Source organism: Micromonospora zingiberis, assembly GCF_004331455.1.
Lineage (GTDB): Bacteria > Actinomycetota > Actinomycetes > Mycobacteriales > Micromonosporaceae > Micromonospora > Micromonospora zingiberis.
The window spans coordinates 106,592-126,103 of record NZ_SJJR01000007.1 but is presented as its reverse complement, the minus strand read 5'-3'; the positions used below and the strand labels follow the sequence as shown (position 1 = coordinate 126,103).

19 protein-coding genes and 2 pseudogenes are annotated in these 19,512 nt (G+C 69.2%); 14 read left to right on the top strand and 7 right to left on the bottom strand.

Annotated elements, in window-relative coordinates:
- Positions 1-310 precede the first annotated feature (310 nt).
- From E0H26_RS13060 to E0H26_RS29310, 4 genes are all read left to right on the top strand, one after another.
- Positions 311-1,486: a sensor histidine kinase gene (locus tag E0H26_RS13060; protein WP_131303864.1), complete on the top strand. Its 1,176-nt coding sequence runs from the start codon at positions 311-313 to the stop codon at positions 1,484-1,486.
- Positions 1,487-1,665: 179 nt separating this feature from the next.
- Entirely contained in the window at positions 1,666-2,313 is a 648-nt protein-coding gene (locus tag E0H26_RS13055; RefSeq protein WP_276320389.1) for a response regulator, read from the top strand.
- A gap of 407 nt (positions 2,314-2,720) precedes the next feature.
- The gene (locus E0H26_RS13050; protein WP_131303863.1) at positions 2,721-3,407 is read left to right on the top strand and encodes a hypothetical protein; all 687 of its coding nucleotides are present in this window, start codon (positions 2,721-2,723) and stop codon (positions 3,405-3,407) included.
- A 181-nt stretch (positions 3,408-3,588) separates the two neighbouring features.
- Positions 3,589-3,768: a hypothetical protein gene (locus E0H26_RS29310; RefSeq protein WP_165521833.1), complete on the top strand. Its 180-nt coding sequence runs from the start codon at positions 3,589-3,591 to the stop codon at positions 3,766-3,768.
- A 119-nt stretch (positions 3,769-3,887) separates the two neighbouring features.
- Here E0H26_RS29310 and E0H26_RS13045 read toward each other — a convergent pair whose 3' ends face one another.
- The gene (locus E0H26_RS13045; protein ID WP_240742130.1) at positions 3,888-5,597 is read right to left on the bottom strand and encodes an FAD-dependent oxidoreductase; all 1,710 of its coding nucleotides are present in this window, start codon (positions 5,595-5,597) and stop codon (positions 3,888-3,890) included.
- A 199-nt stretch (positions 5,598-5,796) separates the two neighbouring features.
- Between E0H26_RS13045 and E0H26_RS29880 the strand changes: the two are divergent.
- From E0H26_RS29880 to E0H26_RS13010, 9 genes and pseudogenes are all read left to right on the top strand, one after another.
- Positions 5,797-6,135 (top strand): annotated as a pseudogene (locus tag E0H26_RS29880) (ArsR/SmtB family transcription factor); the annotation flags it as partial.
- Positions 6,136-6,225: 90 nt separating this feature from the next.
- Positions 6,226-6,507, top strand: coding sequence for an ArsR/SmtB family transcription factor (locus tag E0H26_RS29875; RefSeq protein WP_420812841.1), 282 nt, complete (start codon positions 6,226-6,228; stop codon positions 6,505-6,507).
- 1 nt (position 6,508) lies between these two features.
- A pseudogene (arsB, locus tag E0H26_RS13035) lies at positions 6,509-7,534 on the top strand (ACR3 family arsenite efflux transporter); the annotation flags it as partial.
- A 117-nt stretch (positions 7,535-7,651) separates the two neighbouring features.
- Positions 7,652-8,062: an arsenate reductase ArsC gene (locus E0H26_RS29560; RefSeq protein WP_206025086.1), complete on the top strand. Its 411-nt coding sequence runs from the start codon at positions 7,652-7,654 to the stop codon at positions 8,060-8,062.
- Positions 8,063-8,346: 284 nt separating this feature from the next.
- On the top strand, positions 8,347-9,027 hold the full coding sequence (locus E0H26_RS13030) for a hypothetical protein (protein WP_131303860.1): 681 nt from the start codon (positions 8,347-8,349) through the stop codon (positions 9,025-9,027).
- A gap of 232 nt (positions 9,028-9,259) precedes the next feature.
- Positions 9,260-9,769 carry a sigma-70 family RNA polymerase sigma factor gene (locus E0H26_RS13025; protein ID WP_131303859.1) on the top strand — a complete coding sequence of 170 codons (510 nt, stop codon included), beginning with the start codon at positions 9,260-9,262 and terminating at the stop codon, positions 9,767-9,769.
- A complete protein-coding gene (locus E0H26_RS13020; RefSeq protein ID WP_131303858.1) occupies positions 9,762-10,574 on the top strand; it encodes a hypothetical protein in 813 nt (270 codons plus the stop codon). Before E0H26_RS13025 ends, E0H26_RS13020 begins: the two co-directional genes overlap by 8 nt.
- Positions 10,575-11,177: 603 nt before the next feature.
- A complete protein-coding gene (locus E0H26_RS13015; protein WP_131303857.1) occupies positions 11,178-11,942 on the top strand; it encodes a hypothetical protein in 765 nt (254 codons plus the stop codon).
- A gap of 2 nt (positions 11,943-11,944) precedes the next feature.
- The gene (locus E0H26_RS13010) at positions 11,945-12,817 is read left to right on the top strand and encodes a hypothetical protein (protein ID WP_131303856.1); all 873 of its coding nucleotides are present in this window, start codon (positions 11,945-11,947) and stop codon (positions 12,815-12,817) included.
- A 115-nt stretch (positions 12,818-12,932) separates the two neighbouring features.
- On the opposite strand, the gene E0H26_RS13005 is transcribed toward E0H26_RS13010, so the two are convergent.
- From E0H26_RS13005 to E0H26_RS12980, 6 genes are read right to left on the bottom strand one after another with little or no spacing between them, the layout of a single operon-like run.
- Positions 12,933-13,874 carry an alpha/beta hydrolase gene (locus tag E0H26_RS13005; protein WP_131303855.1) on the bottom strand — a complete coding sequence of 314 codons (942 nt, stop codon included), beginning with the start codon at positions 13,872-13,874 and terminating at the stop codon, positions 12,933-12,935.
- A gap of 5 nt (positions 13,875-13,879) precedes the next feature.
- Positions 13,880-15,424, bottom strand: a complete 1,545-nt coding sequence (locus E0H26_RS13000) for an aldehyde dehydrogenase family protein (protein ID WP_131303854.1) — start codon at positions 15,422-15,424, stop codon at positions 13,880-13,882.
- A complete protein-coding gene (locus tag E0H26_RS12995) occupies positions 15,421-16,236 on the bottom strand; it encodes an ABC transporter ATP-binding protein (RefSeq protein ID WP_131303853.1) in 816 nt (271 codons plus the stop codon). The genes E0H26_RS13000 and E0H26_RS12995 overlap by 4 nt, the downstream gene beginning before the upstream one ends.
- Position 16,237: 1 nt before the next feature.
- On the bottom strand, positions 16,238-16,990 hold the full coding sequence (locus tag E0H26_RS12990) for an ABC transporter permease (RefSeq protein ID WP_131303852.1): 753 nt from the start codon (positions 16,988-16,990) through the stop codon (positions 16,238-16,240).
- Between the two features lie 14 nt (positions 16,991-17,004).
- A complete protein-coding gene (locus E0H26_RS12985) occupies positions 17,005-17,769 on the bottom strand; it encodes an ABC transporter permease (RefSeq protein WP_131303851.1) in 765 nt (254 codons plus the stop codon).
- A 3-nt stretch (positions 17,770-17,772) separates the two neighbouring features.
- Positions 17,773-18,843, bottom strand: a complete 1,071-nt coding sequence (locus E0H26_RS12980) for an ABC transporter substrate-binding protein (RefSeq protein WP_165521838.1) — start codon at positions 18,841-18,843, stop codon at positions 17,773-17,775.
- 146 nt (positions 18,844-18,989) lie between these two features.
- Here E0H26_RS12980 and E0H26_RS12975 point away from each other — a divergent pair, with 146 nt between their 5' ends.
- Positions 18,990-19,472, top strand: coding sequence for a MarR family winged helix-turn-helix transcriptional regulator (locus E0H26_RS12975; protein WP_206025052.1), 483 nt, complete (start codon positions 18,990-18,992; stop codon positions 19,470-19,472).
- Positions 19,473-19,512: the final 40 nt, after the last annotated feature.

Below are 19,512 nucleotides of genomic sequence, written 5' to 3'. Positions count from 1 at the left end.
CACACCGCGAGGAAGCCCGGCAGCTCCCACCGCTGGTCGTAATGTCCCAACTCGCTCGCGCCGCCCCGTCCAGAGCCAGCGCAAGCAGGAGCAGCCCGGCCAACGGCCAGTCCCAGGTGATCAGAGCCCGCCAGTCGATCTTCACGCCGCCACCACAGCAGTCCTCGCATCGGTCCGAATCCGGGGGCCGCCGGTGACGATAGTGGGGCAGGCGTTCCGCTCCGGTAACGACGAACCGTACCCCGACCCGTACTGTCTCCGGTGTCCTCCCGGCGAGTGTGGAGGCGCTGCGCGGGATGGTGAGCAGACGGTGGTGTGGGCGCTGGTGCTGCGACTGTGTCCGTGGGCTGTTCCGCTGGTGGTCCTGGCCCTGCTCGACGTGCAGATCTCCGGGGAACTCCAAACGGCGGGCCGAGGATGGGTGGTGCTGGGCGTCGTTCCGATGGCGGCCATGGCGCTGCTGGCACAGGTACGGCCGGTTGCCGGGGCGCTGGGTGCCGCGGCAACTCTCGTCGTCTCGACCGGGGTACTGCGGGCGGTCGGCGCCGAGATGCTGGCGGGTCTGGCAATGACCGAGGTCGCCGCCCTGGCGATCGTCATCGTGGCAGTGGTCCGGCAGGTTCCCGGGGTTGTCGCGACCGGCCTCATCGGATTGCTCCTGGCCACCGGTGTGACTGCGGCGCAACTACGGCCGCAGTACTGGTCGCTACCGGCGGGGTCGGAACCGGAGCCATGGTGGAGTGTGTCGCTGTCGGGAATGGCGATGGTGGTGCTGCCGGTGGCGTACGGGTGGTATCTGCGGGGTCGTGACCGGCAACGGGCCCGTGCGAGCCGGGCCGCGGTGATCGCGGTACAGCAGCGGGAGCGGCTCGGCCTGGCGCGGGAACTCCGCGACGTGGTGACGCACCAGGTCAGCGCGATGATCGAGCAGGCACAGGCCGCACAGGAACGCGCCGCGTCGGACCCCGGCGCGGCAGCCAACGCCCTGCCGGTGATCGAACGCTCCGGAATCGAGGCGCTGTCCTCGATGCGTCACCTGGTCGCCGCGCTACGCGAGGGCGAACCGGGCGAAGGCAGGACGTCGGCACCGCTGACCCGGACCACCGACCTGTCGGCCGACCTGCGGGCAATGACGTCGGCCGGCAGTCCGCCGGTCCGGGTGACAGTCGATCTCGCCGAACCGGTGGCCGACGAGGTCGCGACATCGGTGCTGCGCCTCGTACAGGAGTCGGTGACCAATGCCCGCCGGCATGCCGCCGGGGCACGGGAGATCGTGGCATCGGTACGGACCGAGCAGGGGTACGTCCGGGTCGAGGTCCACGACGACGGGCGGGTGACCCGGACGATCGGCAGACGTCGCCGTGGCTTCGGACTCGTCGGCATGCGGGAGCGGGTGCGCCTGCTCGGCGGCCGGTTCACCGCTGGCCGCACGAGCGGCGGCTGGCGAGTGATCGCCGACCTGCCGCTGCACCGGGCCGAGCGGTAGTGCTGTTCGCCGAACAACCCGCAGCAGGCGGAGAGCGCCGGTCCCAGGCTGCCCGATGTCCATCGTCGCCGCACCGGGATCAACGGCGGACCGGGCAACACATGGCGGCTCCGGGGCGGCGCTACGACCAACCCGTATCATTCGTGCCCGATGGGCGGGATGGACGGAGACGGTAGCCAGTGCGGGTCTTGATCGCCGATGACCAGGAGCTGATGCGGGTCGGGTTCCGGATGATCCTGGAAGCCCAGCCGGACATCACCGTGGTGGCCGACGTCGCCGACGGGCGAGCGGCGGTCGAGGCGGCGCGTCGCCTGCGCCCGGACGTGTGCCTACTGGACATCCGGATGCCGGGCCTGGACGGACTACAGGTCACCCGGCTGCTCGCGGGTCCCGACGTGGCCGATCCGATCGCCGTCGTCGTCATCACCATGTTCGACGACGACGAGTACGTGGACACCGCCCTACAGTCCGGGGCGAGCGGGTTCCTGCTCAAGGACTGCGGACCGGCCCTGCTGGTCGAGGCGGTCCGAGCGGCCGTCCGCGGCGACGTCCTGGTGGCGCCACAGGTCACCGTCCGGCTGCTGCGTCATTTCCGGCACCGGCCGCAGGTCCGGACGACCGCACCGGTGGAGGCCCTGACGGACCGGGAAAACGACGTCGTACGGGCGGTGGCCCGGGGACTGACCAACCAGGAGATCGCGGACGAGCTGTTCGTGGCGGTGTCCACCGTCAAGACCCACCTGGCTGCCGCGCAGTCGAAGCTCGGCGTACGCAACCGGGTCGAGGTCGCATCCTGGGCATGGCGAGCCGGGCTGGTCGACGCCTGACAGCTCCCCCATCCGGGAGCAAGGCGCCTGGTCGGCCGTTGAGCACCCCGAACTCGTCCTGCCGAGCAGGAGATCTCGCTCATCGGCACGGTCGGCGCGGTGACGTCGCCTCCACCTTTCGAACGAGGCGCGGCACCTGATATCCGCCCAGCGCCGAGCCGACGCCGGCTCGCGGACGGAAGAGGCCGCCGCCTCCGTTCGGCAGTCTCTACGACATGAACCCGACACCGCGGTACAAGGCCAGGCCACCGGCCCGAACGGCTGGTGGCGTCGGCACTGTCGCGGTTCTGCCGTCAACGCCCGACACGCGGCCCGGTGCCGGCCCGCCTGATCGCCGCACGCCGGATGGCCCACCCGGTCTCCGTCACCGCACATACCCGCCAATCCCTCTCCTGAAGGAGAAGAGCATGCGTCACACCCGTCCGTTCGTCATCGGGGCTGTCCTCGCCGCCACCACCCTGCTCACCGGCTGCGCCAACAGCCAGGGCACATCCGCCGCGCCGTCGGGCACGCCCGCACCCGTCACGTCCACGCCGGCCGGGTCGTCCGTTCCGGCGGTCCCCGCCGAGCCGTCGACCGCGCCGGCCTCTGCCGCGCCAACCGGCAGCACCGGCACCACCCCGGCCAAGCCGACGACCAGGGCGAAGGCCACGTCGGACCTGTCCGGGCTCCGCATCACCGGCATCAAGGCCGGCAAGAGCGTCCTGATCGACGTCGCCGGCGACGACGCGGATCGCTTCCTGCAAGTGGGCCAGGGCGGAGTCGACTTCACCGGGACCGAACGGACGGACGCCACGATGATGGCCCTGTACCCGGCCGCGGTGTCGGCGAAGAACCGGGTGGTCATCAAGCCGCCGTTCTGGAACGAGGAGGTCGGCGGCGGATACTGCGTCGCGGACACCGCCGGTGCCGCGCTGAAGCTGGAGAACTGCCAGGACGGTAAGGCGTCGCAGGTCTGGCGGGTGCAGCTGGCAGGTGACTCCGGCCTGTTCGAACTACACGGCGCGTACGGCGTCATCGGCGTCAAGAACGGCCGCATCACGGCCTCCGGGGACAGGGACACCGGCCTGCAGGTCCTGCCGTACGCCCAGTGACGCTCGACCAGCTGGTCTTCTCGTCGACGCCAGCTGCGTCCACAGCCTGCGCCCCACCATCACGTATTCGCGCCGTCGCCGTCCTGCACCACATCGGATCATCCCCCTCGGCATCGAACGACCTCACCTGACTGAAGAAAAGTTCGGTGCTGCGGTACGCCTAGCAGAGAGAAGCAGAAACATGGCATTCACGGTTTACCTGGCACTGTTCGCAGTGGCCGCATCCGCAGCCGTCTTCGTCGCAAGCCGCAAGCGCCTGAGCCTCGCCGCCGCGTCGGGACTGTCGGCGCTCACCTTCCTGGGCATCGCCGCAGCCTCGATCCTGTGGGTGCAGGTGGCCATCAGCGGCATGGACGGCTGAACGCGCTGCACTGCTCCGGGCAGGCACGACCGGCATGGCGTGCCTTTGTCCAGGATGGTGGCCCACTGGTCCCCGCCGACCTGGGTGGCCGGCGGGGACGTCGGTGGCGGAGCGGATGGTCACCCGCAGCAGCCACCACCGGAGGAGACGGTGACCAGGCCGAGTTCGGCGCGCGGGCGGCCGTCGCCCGCCGGGTCCTGGTCGACGGTGTCGAACTGGTCGCCAGCGAGGGCGGCGAGTTGCAGTGCGACATCCGGATCGAGGCCGAGTTCGGCGGCGGCGGCGCGGGTGGCGGCGGCGACGGTGCCGGCGAGCGGCAGGTGGCGCAAGGCCGCGGAGATGAGCTGGCCGGGAGTGTCCGGGGCGAGGCCGTAGCGGGCGGCGGCGTCGTCGAGCATCGCCGCGTAGCCCCGGGTGGCGGAGCAGACACCAGTCTCGGGCAGGTCGAGCTGCACGTCGTGGGCGGCGGTCCAGTCCCCGGCGAAGGCGGCGGTGATGGAGCGGACTTGCTCGTAGCCGGTGGCCATGAGGAAGGTCGGGGCGCGGCCGTAGGACTTCATGCCGACGGCGAAGTAGCCGGACTCGGGCTGGGTGAGTTCGTCGACGCCGTGCGGGCGGACGGTGCCGCAGGAGTGCTCGTTCGGGTCGATCAGCGGCGCGAGGGTCCGGGTGCAGCCCAGCACGGGATCCAGGTCGAGACGCAGTTCGGCGGCGATGGTGTGGTCGGGTCGGAAGCCGGTGGCGGCGATGATCCGGTCGGCGGTCAGGATGCGCCCGTCAGCGGCGGTCAGCTCGGCGTGCCTGCCGGCGGCGGCGACGGTGTGCACGGCGAAGCCGGTGACCAACTGGACACGACCGGAGTCGACGAGCAGTTTGATCCCGGTGCCCAGCGCCCCGCGGCCGGGCAACGCATCGGCGTCCCCGCCGCCGAGCGCCCGGTCGATCGAGCCGCCGCGGGTGCCCCAGGTGATGGTCGTGCCCGGCTCCTGCTCGGCGAGTTCGGCGAGCGCGAGCAGCGTGTTCGCAGCGGAGTGCCCCGCACCGACGACGACGGTGTGCCGGCCGGCGAACCGGTCGCGGTCGGCGCCGAGCACGTCGGGCAGCGCGCCCTCGATCAGCATCGCGGTCTGCGGGTCGGTCTCGCCGTGCGCGGGCAGCCCGGTGGCGCCGAGCACGTTCGGGGTACGCCAGGTGCCGGAGGCGTCGATCACCGCCGAGGCGAGCACGTCCTGGCCGGTGGCCAGCCGTACCACGAACGGCGTGTTCTCACGGCCGGCGGTCGTGACCCGGTCCACGCCGACGCGGCCGATCGCCGTGACCGGGGCGTCGTAGCGCACGTGCGGCGCGAGCTGCGGCAGCGTGGCCAGGGGGCGCAGGTACGCCTCGACCAGGTCGGCGCCGGTGGGCAGCGTCTCGGGATCGGGGGCGGCCCAGCCGGCGGCCTCCAGCAGGCGGCGGGCGGCGTGGTCGATGTTGTACCGCCACGGCGAGAACAGCCGCACATGCCCCCACTCGGCCACGGCCGCACCGGCCGAGGGCCCCGCCTCCAGCACGGTGAACGGCAGTCCCCGCTCGTGCAGGTGTGCCGCCGCCGCCAGCCCCACCGGGCCGGCGCCGATGACCACGACCGGGTGCGGCCCGTCGACCCGCCCGGCCTGACCGGCCACCCCGACCGTCTGGGCCGCCACGGTGTCATCATCGGTGACTGATGCGTCGCTGGGGCCGCAGCAGCTCGCGCCCGCAGCGACCACCCCGGTCGCCGCACCCGGGTCGCCGCAGGCGGCAGCCCGCGTGGTGGCACAGCACGGTACGGTCTGGTCCTCGCTCATGATGACTCTCCCTGCTTCCTGACGTGGGGCGACGCGACCCGCCGGACACCGCGCCCAGCGGCGATCACGCCGGTCGGTCGACAGCCGTGACCTCGGTGCGGTCCAGGGCGCATCAGCCCCCACTGATCGGTCATCTCGATTCTTGTCGAACCGGCGACCCCACCTTGCATCTTAGCTAGACGACTGTCAAGCTAGGCGCATGTCGGTTCTTCCCGTGCTGGACGCCGCGGCGGCGCAGGGCTGCTGCCCTCCCCTGTCGGTGCAGCCGCTCGCACCAGAGGTCGCCGGTGAGCTGGCGCCGCTGTTCAAGGCACTGGGCGACCCGGTCAGGCTGCGACTGCTGTCGCTCATCGCCTCCACCACGGAGGTCTGCGTCTGCGACCTGACCGATGCCTTCGACGTGACCGGGGCGACGATCTCGCACCACCTGCGGGTACTCCGCGAAACCGGCATGGTCGGCTGCGAGCGCCGGGGCACCTGGGTCTACTACTGGGTGCGCCAGGAGGCGTTGGACCTGCTCGGCAACCTGCTGACCAGCAACACCGACGCGCCACCCCGCACCGTATCCGCGGCGCCGGACACCCACTCCGACTTGAATCAGGACACGCTGATATCAGCCAATCCTGATGTGGTGCGGTTGTTGGCGGACCCGCTGCGGGCGAAGATCGTGCAGATCCTCGCCGACGGCCCCGCGACCACGTCGCACCTGGTCACCGACACCGGCGCGAAGCAGCCCAACGTGTCCGGTCATCTCAAGCTGCTGCGCGAGGCCGGCGTCGTGACCGCCGAGCCACGCGGACGCTTCACCTATTACCGGCTCAGCCCCGACGCCCTGCAGGGCGCGGCACTGCACCTGGCCGACCTCGCCGCGCAGGCCCGGACCCACTCCCAGAACTTCAAGACCTGCTGACATGACGAACACCACCACCGCTGGCGACGCGCCGCCGGCGGTCGTCGCGCGGCTGTCGCGCCTCGACCAGTTCCTCCCGCTGTGGATCGGCCTGGCCATGGCCGCCGGCCTGCTGCTCGGCCGGCTCATCCCCGGCCTGGACACCGCCCTGGAGGCGGTGAAGATCGGCGGGATCTCCCTGCCAATCGCCCTCGGCCTGCTCATCATGATGTATCCGGTGCTGGCCAAGGTCCGCTACGACCGGTTCGACACCGTCACCGGCGACCGGCGGCTACTGCTGTCCTCGCTACTGCTCAACTGGGTCCTCGGCCCGGCCCTGATGTTCGCCCTCGCCTGGATCTTCCTCGCCGACCACGCCGAGTACCGCACCGGCCTGATCATCGTCGGCTTGGCCCGCTGCATCGCCATGGTCATCATCTGGAACGACCTGGCCCGGGGCGACCGCGAAGCCGCCGCCGTCCTCGTCGCCCTCAACTCCGTGTTCCAGGTCCTCGCGTTCGGCCTGCTCGGCTGGTTCTACCTCTCCGCGCTGCCGGACTGGCTGAACCTGTCCGGCGCACGACTGGAGGTGTCCGGGTGGGACATCGCGGTCAACGTGCTGATCTTCCTCGGCATCCCCCTGCTCGCCGGCTACCTCACCCGCCACCTCGGCGAACGCGCAAAGGGCCGCACCTGGTACGAGAGCCGATTCCTGCCAACGATCGGGCCGGTCACCCTCTACGGGCTGCTGTTCACCATCGTCATCCTGTTCGCCCTCCAGGGCGACGCCATCACCTCGCAGCCGTGGGACGTCGCGCTGATCGCCGTGCCACTGCTGGTGTACTTCGCGGTCATGTGGGCCGGCTCCTTCGCCCTCGGCCGGGCCATCGGCCTGAACTACGAGCGCACCACCACCCTCGCGTTCACCGCCGCCGGCAACAACTTCGAACTCGCCATCGCCGTCGCCATCGGCACGTTCGGCGTCACCAGCGGACAGGCCCTCGCCGGCGTCGTCGGCCCGCTCATCGAGGTGCCCGCGCTGGTCGCCCTGGTCTACGTCAGCCTCGCCCTGCGACGGCGCCTGTTCCCGCGACAGTGTCCTGCGCCGCCGCAGCCGCGCTCTCCGAGATCGGCATCGACCCCGACAGCGACAAGGAAAGCCCTCATGCCCAACGACAAGCCAAGCGTCCTGTTCGTCTGTGTCCACAACGCTGGCCGCTCCCAGATGGCCGCCGGCTGGCTACGCCACCTCGCCGGCCACGCCGTCGAGGTCCGCTCCGCCGGCTCCGCCCCCGCCGGGACGATCAATCCCGCCGCCGTCGAGGCCATGCGCGAGGTCGGCATCGACATCACCGGCCAGAAGCCCACGTTGCTCGAGTACGACACCGTCGAAGCCTCCGACATCGTCATCACCATGGGCTGCGGCGACGCCTGCCCCGTCTTCCCCGGCAAGCGCTACGAGGACTGGAAACTCGAAGACCCGGCCGGCAAGGGCATCGCGGCCGTCCGCCCCATCCGCGACGAGATCAAGGCCCGCATCGAGCACCTGCTCGCTGGCCTCATCCCGACGAACTGACGGCGCTCCATAGCCGCGATACCCGACTGCCACCCGAGGCTGCGACGTCGCGCCGGTCGGTGACGCCGGTGCTGTCGCGCGACGCCAGGCGGGCGGTCGTTGCGATGTCCGCGGTTCGGGATGGGTCGGTGCGGTGTGGACACTCACCGTCGTTATCTCTTTGTTACCTCTGGCATGCAATGGGGTGGATTGCTGGCGCGTGTACGTCGCATCGGATCGCCAGTGGCTCAGGAGACGTCAGCGGCGACATAGCTGTCCGGGTGGACAAGACAAGGACGAACACCATGTCTCGTACGGCAAAGCGGTTGTTCCTCGGCGTGACCCTCATGATCGGTGCCGTCGCGACGACGGCGTGCGCCGCCGGAGGACCGGCCGACAGTCCCACGACCGAACCCCCGACGCCTGTCACGACTGACACTCAGCCGCAGGTGACGCCGACCTCGCCGCAGGCGGGGGAGGCCGGGAACGCCGGCAGATCCCCGGATGCCAAAGCAGGCCGCCCGGTCACCTCGGATGTGTCTGTCCTGGAGAGGCTCGGCGTTACCTTCAACGCTGGTGTTCTCATCGATGTGGCTGACGACGGGCTCGACCGGTACATGGAAGTGGGCCGAAACGGTGTGGTCGACTTCACCGGCACCAGCAGGACCGACAACACGATGATGGCGTTGAAGCCGGCGCAGGTCCCTAGCCGCACCGACGAGACCAAGAACCGGGTGGTCATCGCGCCGCCGTTCTACAACGAGGATCTCGGTCCTGGCCAGTGCGTCACCGACACGGCGCCGCTCCAGCTGAAGCTTCAGACCTGTAAGCCCGGGTCCGCCGCGCAGACCTGGCAGATCTATCCCGCCGGAGACTCCGGGCAGTTCGAATTGCACGGCCCCAAGACCGTCATCCGAGTCAACGACGGCAAGATCACCAGCGGTCAAGGATATGTCGGCCTACAAACCATCAAGTTCGCCGACTGACAGGCCTCGGAGCGGTCGGGGCGCTCGCCTACGCGGGCCACCCCGACCGGATGGCACGCGTGGCGTCGCGAGTAGCGCCTACTGGAGAAGCATGAGAAGATCCTCTGCCGCCGCAACAGTTGTCGAAGCGCCGGCCGTGGCAGCGTCACCGCGCACTGTCCGCCCAGCGGACATCGGATCCCCGTCGGCATCTGGTCGACGACCGAACGACGTAGCAGGAGCCTCGCCGCCAGTGCGTACCTCTGAGGACTTTGACGCCTTCTACAGCGCGTCGTCGCGCCGGGTCCTCGCCCACGTCTGCGCCATGGTGGGTAGCCAGGCCGACGCTGAAGACGCGGTCGCAGAGGCGTACCTCAAGGCATGGAACCGGTGGAACCGGATCCGGCAGTACGACAGTCCAGAAGCATGGGTACGTCAGGTCGCCTACCGTCACGCGGTCAGCACCTGGCGCAGAGCCGTCAACCGGCTGCGCGCCCACCACCGCGACACCACGGAGCAGGAGGTGGAAGCGTTGAACCCCAACCACGTAGCGCTTGTCACCGCGCTCCGCCACATCCCAGCCAATCACCGGCGGGCCGTCGTGCTGCACCACCTGGTCGGGTTGACCGTGGCGGAGATCGCGCAGGAGATGGGCGCCGCACCCGGCACCGTCATGTCATGGCTTTCTCGTGGCCGCCACGCGCTTGCCGCACATCTGTCGGACGAGGGCACGTACGAGGCGAGGAGAGTTCGTGATGTCTGACGATCACCTTGCCGATGAGCTGAACGACTATGCCGCTCACCTGCACGGCGTGGGTCGACTGCCCACACCGGTCGAGATCCGCCAACTCGCCAGCCGACGTAGACAGCGCAAGGCCGTCACCGCCACCTTCGGACTCGTCCTGGTCGGGATGCTGGGCCTCGGCTTCGCCGTTACTCGAACTGCTGGAGCACCACCATCGTCCACGCCGACCCCTCCTGCCCCTACCCCGAGCAGGCCATCCGATGCCAGCCCGAGTACGGGGGCCTCGCCGTCGGGCACATCCTCACCGAGCAGCAGGACACCAGAACCCGGCGCAAGTTCCGGCTCCCAGGGACCGCCGCTGTATTCCTCGGACGTGTCTGTTCTGAAGAGGCTCGGCGTTGAATTCAACGTTGGTGTTCTCATCGATGTGGCTGACGACGGGCTCGACCGGTACATGGAAGTGGGCCCGAACGGTGTGGTCGACTTCACCGGCACCAGCAGGACCGACAACACGATGATGGCGTTGAAGCCGGCGCGGGTCCCTAGCCGCACCGACGAGACCAAGAACCGGGTGGTCATCGCGCCGCCGTTCTACAACGAGGATCTCGGTCCTGGCCAGTGCGTCACCGACACCGCGCCGGGCGTGCTGAAGCTTCAGACCTGTGAGCCCGGGTCCGCAGCACAGACCTGGCAGGTGTACCCCGCCGGAGACTCCGGGCAGTTCGAATTGCACGGCCCCAAGACCGTCATCCGAGTCAACGAAGGCAAGATCACCAGCGGTGAAGGATACGTCGGCCTACAAACCATCACATTCGCCGACTAGTAGTGCTTTGTCATGATCGGAGACGGGCCTCGGGGTCTTCGTCTTGTGGGAAGCGGGTTTTGCAGGTGGGGCATGCGCCGGCCAGTCTGGCCAGGAGGGCTTGGAGTTCGCGGAGTACGGCGTAGAGGTCAGGCCGACGCGGGAGCTTTGGGTCGAGTGACCCTCCTTGGCAAGGTGACGCCCGATGACGAGACGCGAGTCATTCGGTGCGACGGACGAAAGCGCCAGGCGCAGCTGCGTACAGGTGTTGTCGGTTGATCTCTTGACGTACAACCAAACGGTGGGCGTCAATATATCTATGCGGCGCTACGGTTCCGCTGACAGTCGACGTGACGCCAGCGGGCACGAGCAATGCTGATGCCCATCGCTCGTCTCAGACGTCTTGCCTCGACAACCCTTTGCTCAGCACCCACTCGAACTTCGACGTCGGCTGATCGTCCTGGTTCACCAAGAACACCGCCGCACCATGTGCGGCGCATCGGTTCGGCACCTTCCGACACGAAGGACAGGGAAGCAGATCAGAACGGGCGGTCATGGCCGCGGGGGTCCGTGACGCCAGACAAGCAGTGAGTGGCAGGAGGGAGTCCCAGGTTGGTAGCGAGGGTGATTCGTGGCGTTGCCGTGGCGGCGCTCGCGGTGGTGGTGACGCTACCGGGTGCGGCGACGCCAGCGCGGGCGGCCGGCGTCGACGCGATCAAGAAGGTGGGTGAGGTCGCCTTCGGGCTCCTCCTGCAGAGCCGCCAGGGTGAACTGACCGAGCAGCAGATCATTCAGGCGTTGCAGCAGTTTGTCGGGGTTGTCCGCGACGCCGAGAGCGAAATCATCTCGCATCTGGACGCGGTCGCGGCGGCCCCCTGGGTCGGCGCCGCCCAGCACGCGATCCTGGAGGTGCCTTCCCTTCCGCTCCTCGCCGAGGACCCGCTGCAGGACTACGCATTGCAGGTAGCGCTGCACGCACGTCAGGCCAAGAGCGTCTTCGACGCGGTCGAATTCGGCCCTGAGGCCGATCATCTCGGTTTTGCCGTCGCATCGCTCTACGCGGTCGGACTTCAGGCAAGGATCGCCGCAGGGCTCGGCACGACGACGTATCTGCCGAACTATCGAACGGCGATGGAGGCGATCGTCAACCGGCTGGAGCCGCAGTGCTCCTCCCGGGAGGGCGACATGGACTACCACCCGTCGATCTACCACGTGGTGCACACCTGCAGGACGCCCTACGGTGACCGCACCTTCCAGGATTACCAGGTCAACGGCCACTGGCAGGAAGGGCCATGGACCGAGGCGACGCTCAAGGCCGCCGCCGGGGCCGCTACGAGCTGGGTGGTCGCCAAGGACGTCCTGCAACGGATGAACAACGGAGGGATCTGAGGATGGCGACCAGGATCAAGCGGATCGCCGTACGAGGGTTGGTCGCCGTGATGGTGGCCACCGGGGCGGCGGTGCCGGCCGCCCCACGGCCGGCGCAGGCGGTGGACCCGGGCACGATCATCCAAGTGGCACAGTTCGCCTACGCCGCGTACTCCCTCTACAGCGGGTCAAAAAGCGGTGAGCTGACGCTTGAGCAGGCAGTCGGAATGATGATCAGTGAGGTGCGGCGCTCCGAGCAAGCGATCAAGAATCACATGGACGCGCTGACCGTCGCCGAGGTTCGAGGCTGCACCGAGCACGCCATGCTGGAGTTCGTCGAGAGTCAGGACTTCTCGCTCAGCCTCAAGCAACGATTCGCGCAAGACGCCACTGGTTGCGTTACGGCCATCAGCGTCCGCTACGACGTGGTCGCGCAGAACTTCAACTTCGCGGCAATGCGTGACCTCGGCATCCTCATCGCGACGCTGGGGCCGGTGGCGTTGGCGGCGCGGGCCCAGGCGAACCTGCAGACCGCGCAACTGGAGGCGTACCTGATCGCCGCCTTCACCAAGATCCAGTCGACGTTCCAGGTGTACTGCGACATGTACTTCGACCGGTTCTTCCTGCCAATCCCGAACGAGGAAGAGGTTTGGCAGATCTACCCGGAATTGTTCATCCCCGGCTACTTCTACTGCTCGGAACATGCTGGCGGACCGATGGCCACCCGGCACGAGTACGCGCTGTGGCGCTGGGGGGTGTTCGCCGGCTATCCGGATCCGTCCAACCCAGGTCGGATGTTGAACTACTATCCCCACTGGCAAGCGCTTCGCGACAGTGTCGCACAACGATCGCTGTCCGGAATCCTCACCAACGCCCTCGCCGAGCTTCGATCCTAATCCCCCGTTACCCCACCAGCCCCGAACGGCCCGCAGGAAGCAGGTGGGGCAAAGGAAACACGTTGCCCTGGTCGCGATGGCGCATGTCCGGTCATTGCCGAACAGCGAACACCGGTCAGGACAGGTACTTTGCGAACCAGTCGAGCATGGGCTCGGGGCGGCGCTGGAACTCCAGGTAGCCGTCCCAGCGCGCGGTCGTCCCTTCGATCCAGTGCAGCTTCTTCTCGGTGATGGGGATGTTGTCGTACATCGTCTGGACGTCGCTGGGGTCGGTGAGGATGTCATCGCGTACCTGGTAAAGGAAGGTGGGGACGCGGACACTGCGAGCCCATTCCTGCGGGCTGCGGCGGGCGAAGCCGATGCCGGTCTGCCGGATGATGAGCTGTTCCAGGTCGTCGAGCCGGCCCGCCGCGTCGAGCATCGCCAGTCGGCGTTCCATGATGACCCGCGCGGTCACCGGCTGCGGTGCGACGAGGCAGCGTACGCCCTCGAACGCCTCGGGGAACTGGGTCATGGCAGCGAAGGTGGAGCTGGCGCCGAGGCATCGGCTGAACAGGCCGATGGCCGCGTCGCGGGTGTCCGGGCGGTGGCGGGCGTAGGTGAGTGCGCCGACGACGTCGCGGGCCTCGAAGAGGCCGCTTGAGCTGATGCCGCCGTTGCCGGCGCCGCTGAGACCGTGGTTACGCAGGTCGTAGGCGAGGACGTGGTAGCCGGCGTCGTGCAGGATCCGGTAGTCGGGTACGAAGTCGACCTCGAATCCGTTGCCGCTGGCTGCCCAGGCCGAGTGCCAGGGCTCCAGGTGGGTGGGCAGGCCGGCGCGGGTGAAGCCCATCGGGTGGTTCGCGATGACCAGCCTGGTCGCGCCGGGCGCGGGCAGGAACCAGCCCTCCAGCGGCACTCCGTCGCGGGACGGGAAGGTGACGTCCTCGACGTCGAGTCCGAGTTCGCCCGGCGAGCGCAGCACCGGTGAGCGGGGTGGGTAGCTGAATCCGGCCGCGATCCGGTTCAGCAGGTCTGCGATCCGGTCCTCGGCCGGCGCCTGTCGTACCTCGGTCATGGTGGTCAGCTCCTTTCCTTGCGGTCGTCCTCGCCGAGCAGACGCGCACGGGCTGCGGCGAGAGCGTTGGCCATCGCCCCGAGGGGACGGGCGAAGGTGGTCGTGGGTGCCGGCGCGGGACCGGTCTTGACGGTGATGGCGTGCGGGTAGACGAATTCGAGGAGTCCTTCGTCGCCGTGCTTGCGGCCGTGGCCGCTGTGTCCGCGCCCGCCGAACGGCAGCCCGGCGTGCTGCGAGAAGGCGAGCGCGTCGTTGACGCTGGTCATACCGACGCGCAGGCGGCGGGCGATGTCCTCGCCCCGGTCGCGGCTGAACACGGCGCTGCCCAGGCCGTACGGGCTGGCGTTGATCCGGGTGATCGCCTCCTCGGTGTCGCGGACCCGGACGATCGACAGCACCGGCCCGAAGGTTTCCTCGGTGGCGGCCAGGGCGTCCGGCGGGACGTCGATGAGGATGGTGGGTTGGATGTACCGGTCGTCGGTGGTCCCGTCGGCCGGTGGGCCGACCACGGCGGTGGCGCCCCGCTGGAGTGCGTCGGCGACGTGGTGGCGGATGACCGGGATCTGGGCGGGCAGTGGGACCGGGCCGATCAGGTCGTCGTCGCCACTGCCGGCATGCACCCGCCCGGCGTGTGCGGCGATCTTCTCCACCAGGGCGTCGTGCACGGCGTCCACGACGTAGGCCACTTCGAGGCTGATGCAGCCCAGGCCAGCGTTCTGGAGGGCACCCCAGGTGATGTGGGCGGCGGCGTCGTCCAGGTCGGCGTCCCCGGCCACCACGACGGCGTCGTTGCCGCCGAGTTCCAGCAGCATCGGGGTCAGGCGCGGGGCACAGGCCGCGGCCACGGCCCGACCCGAGCGGACGCTGCCGGTGAACGCGATCTTGTCCACGCCGGTGGTGAGGTGCTGACCCGTGGCGGCGAAGCCGACGACGGTCTGGAAGGCGCCGGGCAGGTCGGGTACGGCCCGACGCCAGGACCGGGCCAGCCACACGCCGACTCCGGGGGTGATCGGGCTGGGCTTGAGGATGACGGCGTTGCCGGCGGCCAGGGCGTGGATGACGATCGCTCCTGGGGTGCCGAGCGGGAAGTTCCACGGCCCGATCACGCCGACCACGCCGTAGGGAAGGTGTTCCACCCACGCCCGCTGGTTCGGCATCGAGGCCGACGGGGGAACCTCGCGGCGGCCGAGGACCCGTTCGACGTTGTCGAGCACGAAGGTCAGGTGCCCGAGGACGGAGAGCACCTCTGCCCGGCCGTCTTCCAGGGACTTGCCGTTCTCCGCGTGGATCAGCGCCGCCAGGTCCTCCCCGCCCCGGGCGATCTCCCGGCGCCAGGCACGCAGTCGTACCGCCCGTCCTTCGAAGCCGAGGTCCCACCACGGCCCGGCGGCCGTCCGCGCGACCTGGACCGCCGCACCCACCTGCTCCGGACCCGCCGCCGGGTAGCGGGCCAGTTCCCGACCGGTGCTCTGGTCGAGGGTGATCACCTCTGCGCCGGTGGCGGCCGGGTCGCCGTCCCGGGTCGTGCTGTTCCCGATCTGCGTGCTCATCGTCGTGCCCCGATCGTCGAGTGCTGGTCAGGCGTGGGCGCCGCGCCGTCGAGGGCGGTGCGCCGAATCAGCGTCAGTACGTGTGCGCGCAGCTCCGCGAATCGGGGCAGGCGCTTGGTGGTCACCTGGTCACGCGGGCGGGGAAGGTCGACCGGCACCGTTTCGAGCACGACGCTCGGACGCGCGGACATCACCACCACCCGATCCGCCAGGTAGACCGCCTCGTCGATGTCGTGCGTGACGAGGAGCATGGTGACGCCGGTGTCGTCGCGTACCCGCAGGATCAGGTCTTCGAGGTCCGCGCGGGTCTGGGCGTCCACCGAGGCGAACGGCTCGTCCAACAGCAGGATCTCCGGCGCGTACGCCAGACCCCGGGCGATCGCCACGCGCTGCTGCATGCCGCCGGAGAGCTGCCACGGGTAGCGGTCGCCGAACCCGCTCAAGCCCACCGCGTCCAGCGCCGTGGCGACCCGCTCGGCGCGGTCGGCCGCCGACCGGTACCGGTTGCGCAGCGGCAGGCCGACGTTGCGTTGCACGGTGAACCAGGGCATCAGCGAGCGGCTGTAGTCCTGGAATACCGAGGCGATCTCCTTCGGCGGCCCGGTGACCGGGGCGCCGTCGAGGGTGACCGTGCCCGACGACGGCTTCAGCAGGCCGCAGAGGCACTTCAGCATGGTCGTCTTGCCGGCGCCGGACGGCCCGACGATGCAGACGAACTCCCCCTTGTCGACCGTCAGGGTCAGGTCGCGGATCGCCTCGACGGCCTGGCCGCCGGAGCCGTACGTTTTACGCAGGTTCGTTACCGAGAGCATGTCAGTTCCTTTCCGTCATGCCGATGTGCCAGCTCAGGACGCGTCGTTGCAGGACGAGGAAGAGGGCGCTCAGCGCCACCCCGAGCAGGCCGAGCAGCACGGTGCCGGCCCACATCTGCGGTACGTCGAAGGAATTGCGGGCGCTGAGGGTGACGAAGCCGACGCCGTTGGTCGCGGCGTACAGCTCGGTGACGACCATCATGATGAAAGCGATCCCCAGCGCCGTGCGGATGCCGGCGAAGATCTGCGGTGCCGCCGCCGGCAGCAGTACGAAGGCCAGCCGCTGCGCCGGGGTGAGCCGGTACGAGCGGGCCACGTCCTCCAGGTGCGGGTCTACCCCACGGACCGCGTCGACCGTGTTCAACAGCACCGGGAACAGGCACACGAACGCGATGACCAGGATCTTCGAGCCGTCGCCGATGCCGAACAGGACGACGCTGATCGGGATCAGTGCGGTGCCGGGTAGCGAACGGCCGAACTGCACCGCCGGGTTCAGGGCCTGCATGAGCAGCCGGCTGCGGCCGAGCGCCGCGCCGACGGCGATCCCGACGACCGTCGCGATCAGCAGGCCGGCGAGTAGCCGGGTGACGCTCGGGACCAGATCCGAGCCGAGGCGTGTGAACAGCCAGGATTCCTGGAAGGCGGCCAGCACCTCGCGCAGCGGCGGGTAGAAGGGCGACGTGCTGCCCGCCGAGGTCGTCCACCAGAGCAGCACGAGCAGCACGGGTACGAGCAGCCGAAGGACGATTCTCATCACGCGTGACCTCCTCATGCCTGCTGCGTCCGGTAGGCGGAGTGCCAGCGCAACGCCCGCCGTTCCAGCCGCTCGAAGACGGCGTTGAGACCGACACCGAGCAGGCCGGCGATGACGATGACGCCGTACGTCGCGTCGTACAGGCCGTTGCCCGCGTACGTGGCCAGGGTGTTGCCGAGGCCGGGTACGGCGCCGATGAGTTCCATCGCGATCGCCACCAGCAGCGTGATCGTCGAGGCGATCCGCAGGCCGGTGAAGAAGTACGGCAGCATGCTCGGGGCCGTCACCCAGACCAGCCGCTGCGGTGTGGTCAGTCCGAACACCCGTGCCGTGTCGGTGGTGACCGGGTCGACGTCCCGCACGCCGTAGAGCGTCTGGAGCAGCATCGGCCACAGGGCCGCCACCGCCGCCAGTACGACCACCACCACCGGCCTGGCGCCGAGCAGCAGCAACATGATGGGCAGGTAGACCACGACCGGGATCGGACGGAGGAACTCGACGATGCCGAGCAGCAGTTCGTTGACCACGGGGACGCTCGCCATGGCGGCGCCGACGAGCACGCCGACCGTGACACCGACGATCAGCGCGACGGCCCAGTGCGCCAGCGTCTGCGACACGGCCGTCCAGACAACGGCGGTGCCGATGTTGGCCCAGAGCCAGGCGGCGATGTCGGAGACCGGCGGCACCTCGGCCGGGAGAACGCCTGTGCCGGACAGCACCTCCCAGCTGCCGAGCAGCGCCGCCGTGGTGAGTACGGGTAGCAGCAGGGTGGGTCTCATCGCCTACTCCGAGACCCGGAGCCCGCGCGGGGGCGTCCCGAGGTCGTGCGCGTCCGGCGATTCCGACCAGGTGAACTCGTCCAGCGCCGGTGCCGTGTCGATCCGGTCGTAGTCGACCATCAGCCGGGCGATGAGTTCCGCCGAGCGTCGGTCGATCCCGCTGACGTACCAGGGCAGTGGCAGCTCCGCCACCGCCTCGGGAGGTGCGCCGGTGGTCCGTACGATCGTCGCCCGGACCGCTTCCGGGTTGTCGTTGGCGTACGTGGTCGCCTCGCCCCACGCCTGGAGGAAGCGGCGCATCACGTCCGGATTCCGGTCCACGAACCGTTGGGAGCCCATCAGGATGCTGGGCACACTGCGCGGGCCGAGCGCACTGGTGGCGGGGTTGCCGAGGGAACGGAACCCGCCGCCGGTGAGTAGTTGACCGGCGAACGGCTCCAGGGTGCTGATCGCGTCGACGCGGCCCTGCCGCAGCGCGGCGACCTGGTCCTCGAAGGGCACGGCGAGGATCCGGACCGCGCTCGGGTCGCCGTCCGCCCGGCGCACCGCTTCGAGGACGGTCAGGTCGAAGAAGCTTTCCAGGCCGTTGACGGCGACGGTCCGGCCGGTCAGGTCCGCGAACGACCGGATGTCGCTGGCCTCCGGCACGACCAGGGAGAACGCGTCGCCCTCCGGCGACTCGTAGTCGGTGACCAGTGAGGTGACGATCTGCACCGGGAAGCCGGCGGCGACGGCGGCCGGCACTGCGGTGATCTCGCTGACGGCTAGTTGGATCTGTCCGTTGAGGAGCAGTGCGACGCTGTTGGCGCTGGCTCCGGAGCCCGGCACCTGGTCGATCTCGAAGCCGTACCGTTCGAAGATTCCCTGGTCGATGCCGAGCGAGAGCTGCGCGTTGTTGGCGGTTGGGCTGAAGTCGATGACGAGTCGGGTCAGGCCCGATTCGGTTGTCTCGGCCGGTTCGCCGTCGGTGCCGCAGGCACCCGCGACGGTGAGCAGGCCGAGGGCGAGGCTCGTGGCGATCAGCGTGCGGCGGGATCTCCGGTGTGTTGGGTTCGCCCTCTGCGTCCAGTGCATGTCCATGATCCCCTTCCGTGCTCAGCTCGCTTGAGTGGATGGAGCGTCGGTGAGGTCGACGGCATCGACCCGCATGACGAGAGTATCAAGACATTGATATGGCGCAAGGCATGAATCCAGATCAAGGTGCGGTAAGCTCCTTGACCGTGACCGACGAAACGGCAGTGACTTTCGATCGCGAAGAGATGCTCGGCCGCGTCGCGTCGACACTGCGCCGGGCCGACCTCGCCGTACTCGCCGCCAAAGAGCCGCCGCTACGCAAGATCGGCGTGTCAGGCTCGCTCTACGCCCTCCTGGCCAACCTGGGAGTGACGCCCGGCCTGACCGGCGCCGAACTGGCCCGCGTGGTCGGGGTGACGCCGCAGGCGATCACACCGCTGGTCGTGAAACTCGTCGAACGCGGCCTGATCGAACGCCGAACCCACCCGCGCCACGCGAACATCCAGGAACTGCACCTCACCGACAGCGGACGCCGCGAGACGGCCAGAGCCGACCGGCTCATGCTGCACCTGGACAACCACATCCGCGATTCGCTGGGCGACGAGGACTACCAGCGACTACGCGTACTGCTTGACGTGGTCATCAAGACCATGCCCTCCTGGGTTCCTCCGCCGGACGAATCGTCCTGACGTTCGGTCGCCCTGCGGCAACCTCACCTCGACTACGGCG

Excerpts from the sequence above, each read along its gene's own strand:
- E0H26_RS13050 (WP_131303863.1), top strand. The coding sequence starts at position 2,721 with ATGCGTCACACCCGTCCGTTCGTCATCGGGGCTGTCCTCGCCGCCACC.
- E0H26_RS29310 (WP_165521833.1), top strand. The coding sequence starts at position 3,589 with ATGGCATTCACGGTTTACCTGGCACTGTTCGCAGTGGCCGCATCCGCA.
- E0H26_RS13045 (WP_240742130.1), bottom strand. The coding sequence starts at position 5,597 with ATGAGCGAGGACCAGACCGTACCGTGCTGTGCCACCACGCGGGCTGCC.
- E0H26_RS29560 (WP_206025086.1), top strand. The coding sequence starts at position 7,652 with ATGCCCAACGACAAGCCAAGCGTCCTGTTCGTCTGTGTCCACAACGCT.
- E0H26_RS13030 (WP_131303860.1), top strand. The coding sequence starts at position 8,347 with ATGTCTCGTACGGCAAAGCGGTTGTTCCTCGGCGTGACCCTCATGATC.
- E0H26_RS13020 (WP_131303858.1), top strand. The coding sequence starts at position 9,762 with ATGTCTGACGATCACCTTGCCGATGAGCTGAACGACTATGCCGCTCAC.
- E0H26_RS13010 (WP_131303856.1), top strand. The coding sequence starts at position 11,945 with ATGGCGACCAGGATCAAGCGGATCGCCGTACGAGGGTTGGTCGCCGTG.
- E0H26_RS13005 (WP_131303855.1), bottom strand. The coding sequence starts at position 13,874 with ATGACCGAGGTACGACAGGCGCCGGCCGAGGACCGGATCGCAGACCTG.
- E0H26_RS13000 (WP_131303854.1), bottom strand. The coding sequence starts at position 15,424 with ATGAGCACGCAGATCGGGAACAGCACGACCCGGGACGGCGACCCGGCC.
- E0H26_RS12995 (WP_131303853.1), bottom strand. The coding sequence starts at position 16,236 with ATGCTCTCGGTAACGAACCTGCGTAAAACGTACGGCTCCGGCGGCCAG.
- E0H26_RS12990 (WP_131303852.1), bottom strand. The coding sequence starts at position 16,990 with ATGAGAATCGTCCTTCGGCTGCTCGTACCCGTGCTGCTCGTGCTGCTC.
- E0H26_RS12985 (WP_131303851.1), bottom strand. The coding sequence starts at position 17,769 with ATGAGACCCACCCTGCTGCTACCCGTACTCACCACGGCGGCGCTGCTC.
- E0H26_RS12980 (WP_165521838.1), bottom strand. The coding sequence starts at position 18,843 with ATGCACTGGACGCAGAGGGCGAACCCAACACACCGGAGATCCCGCCGC.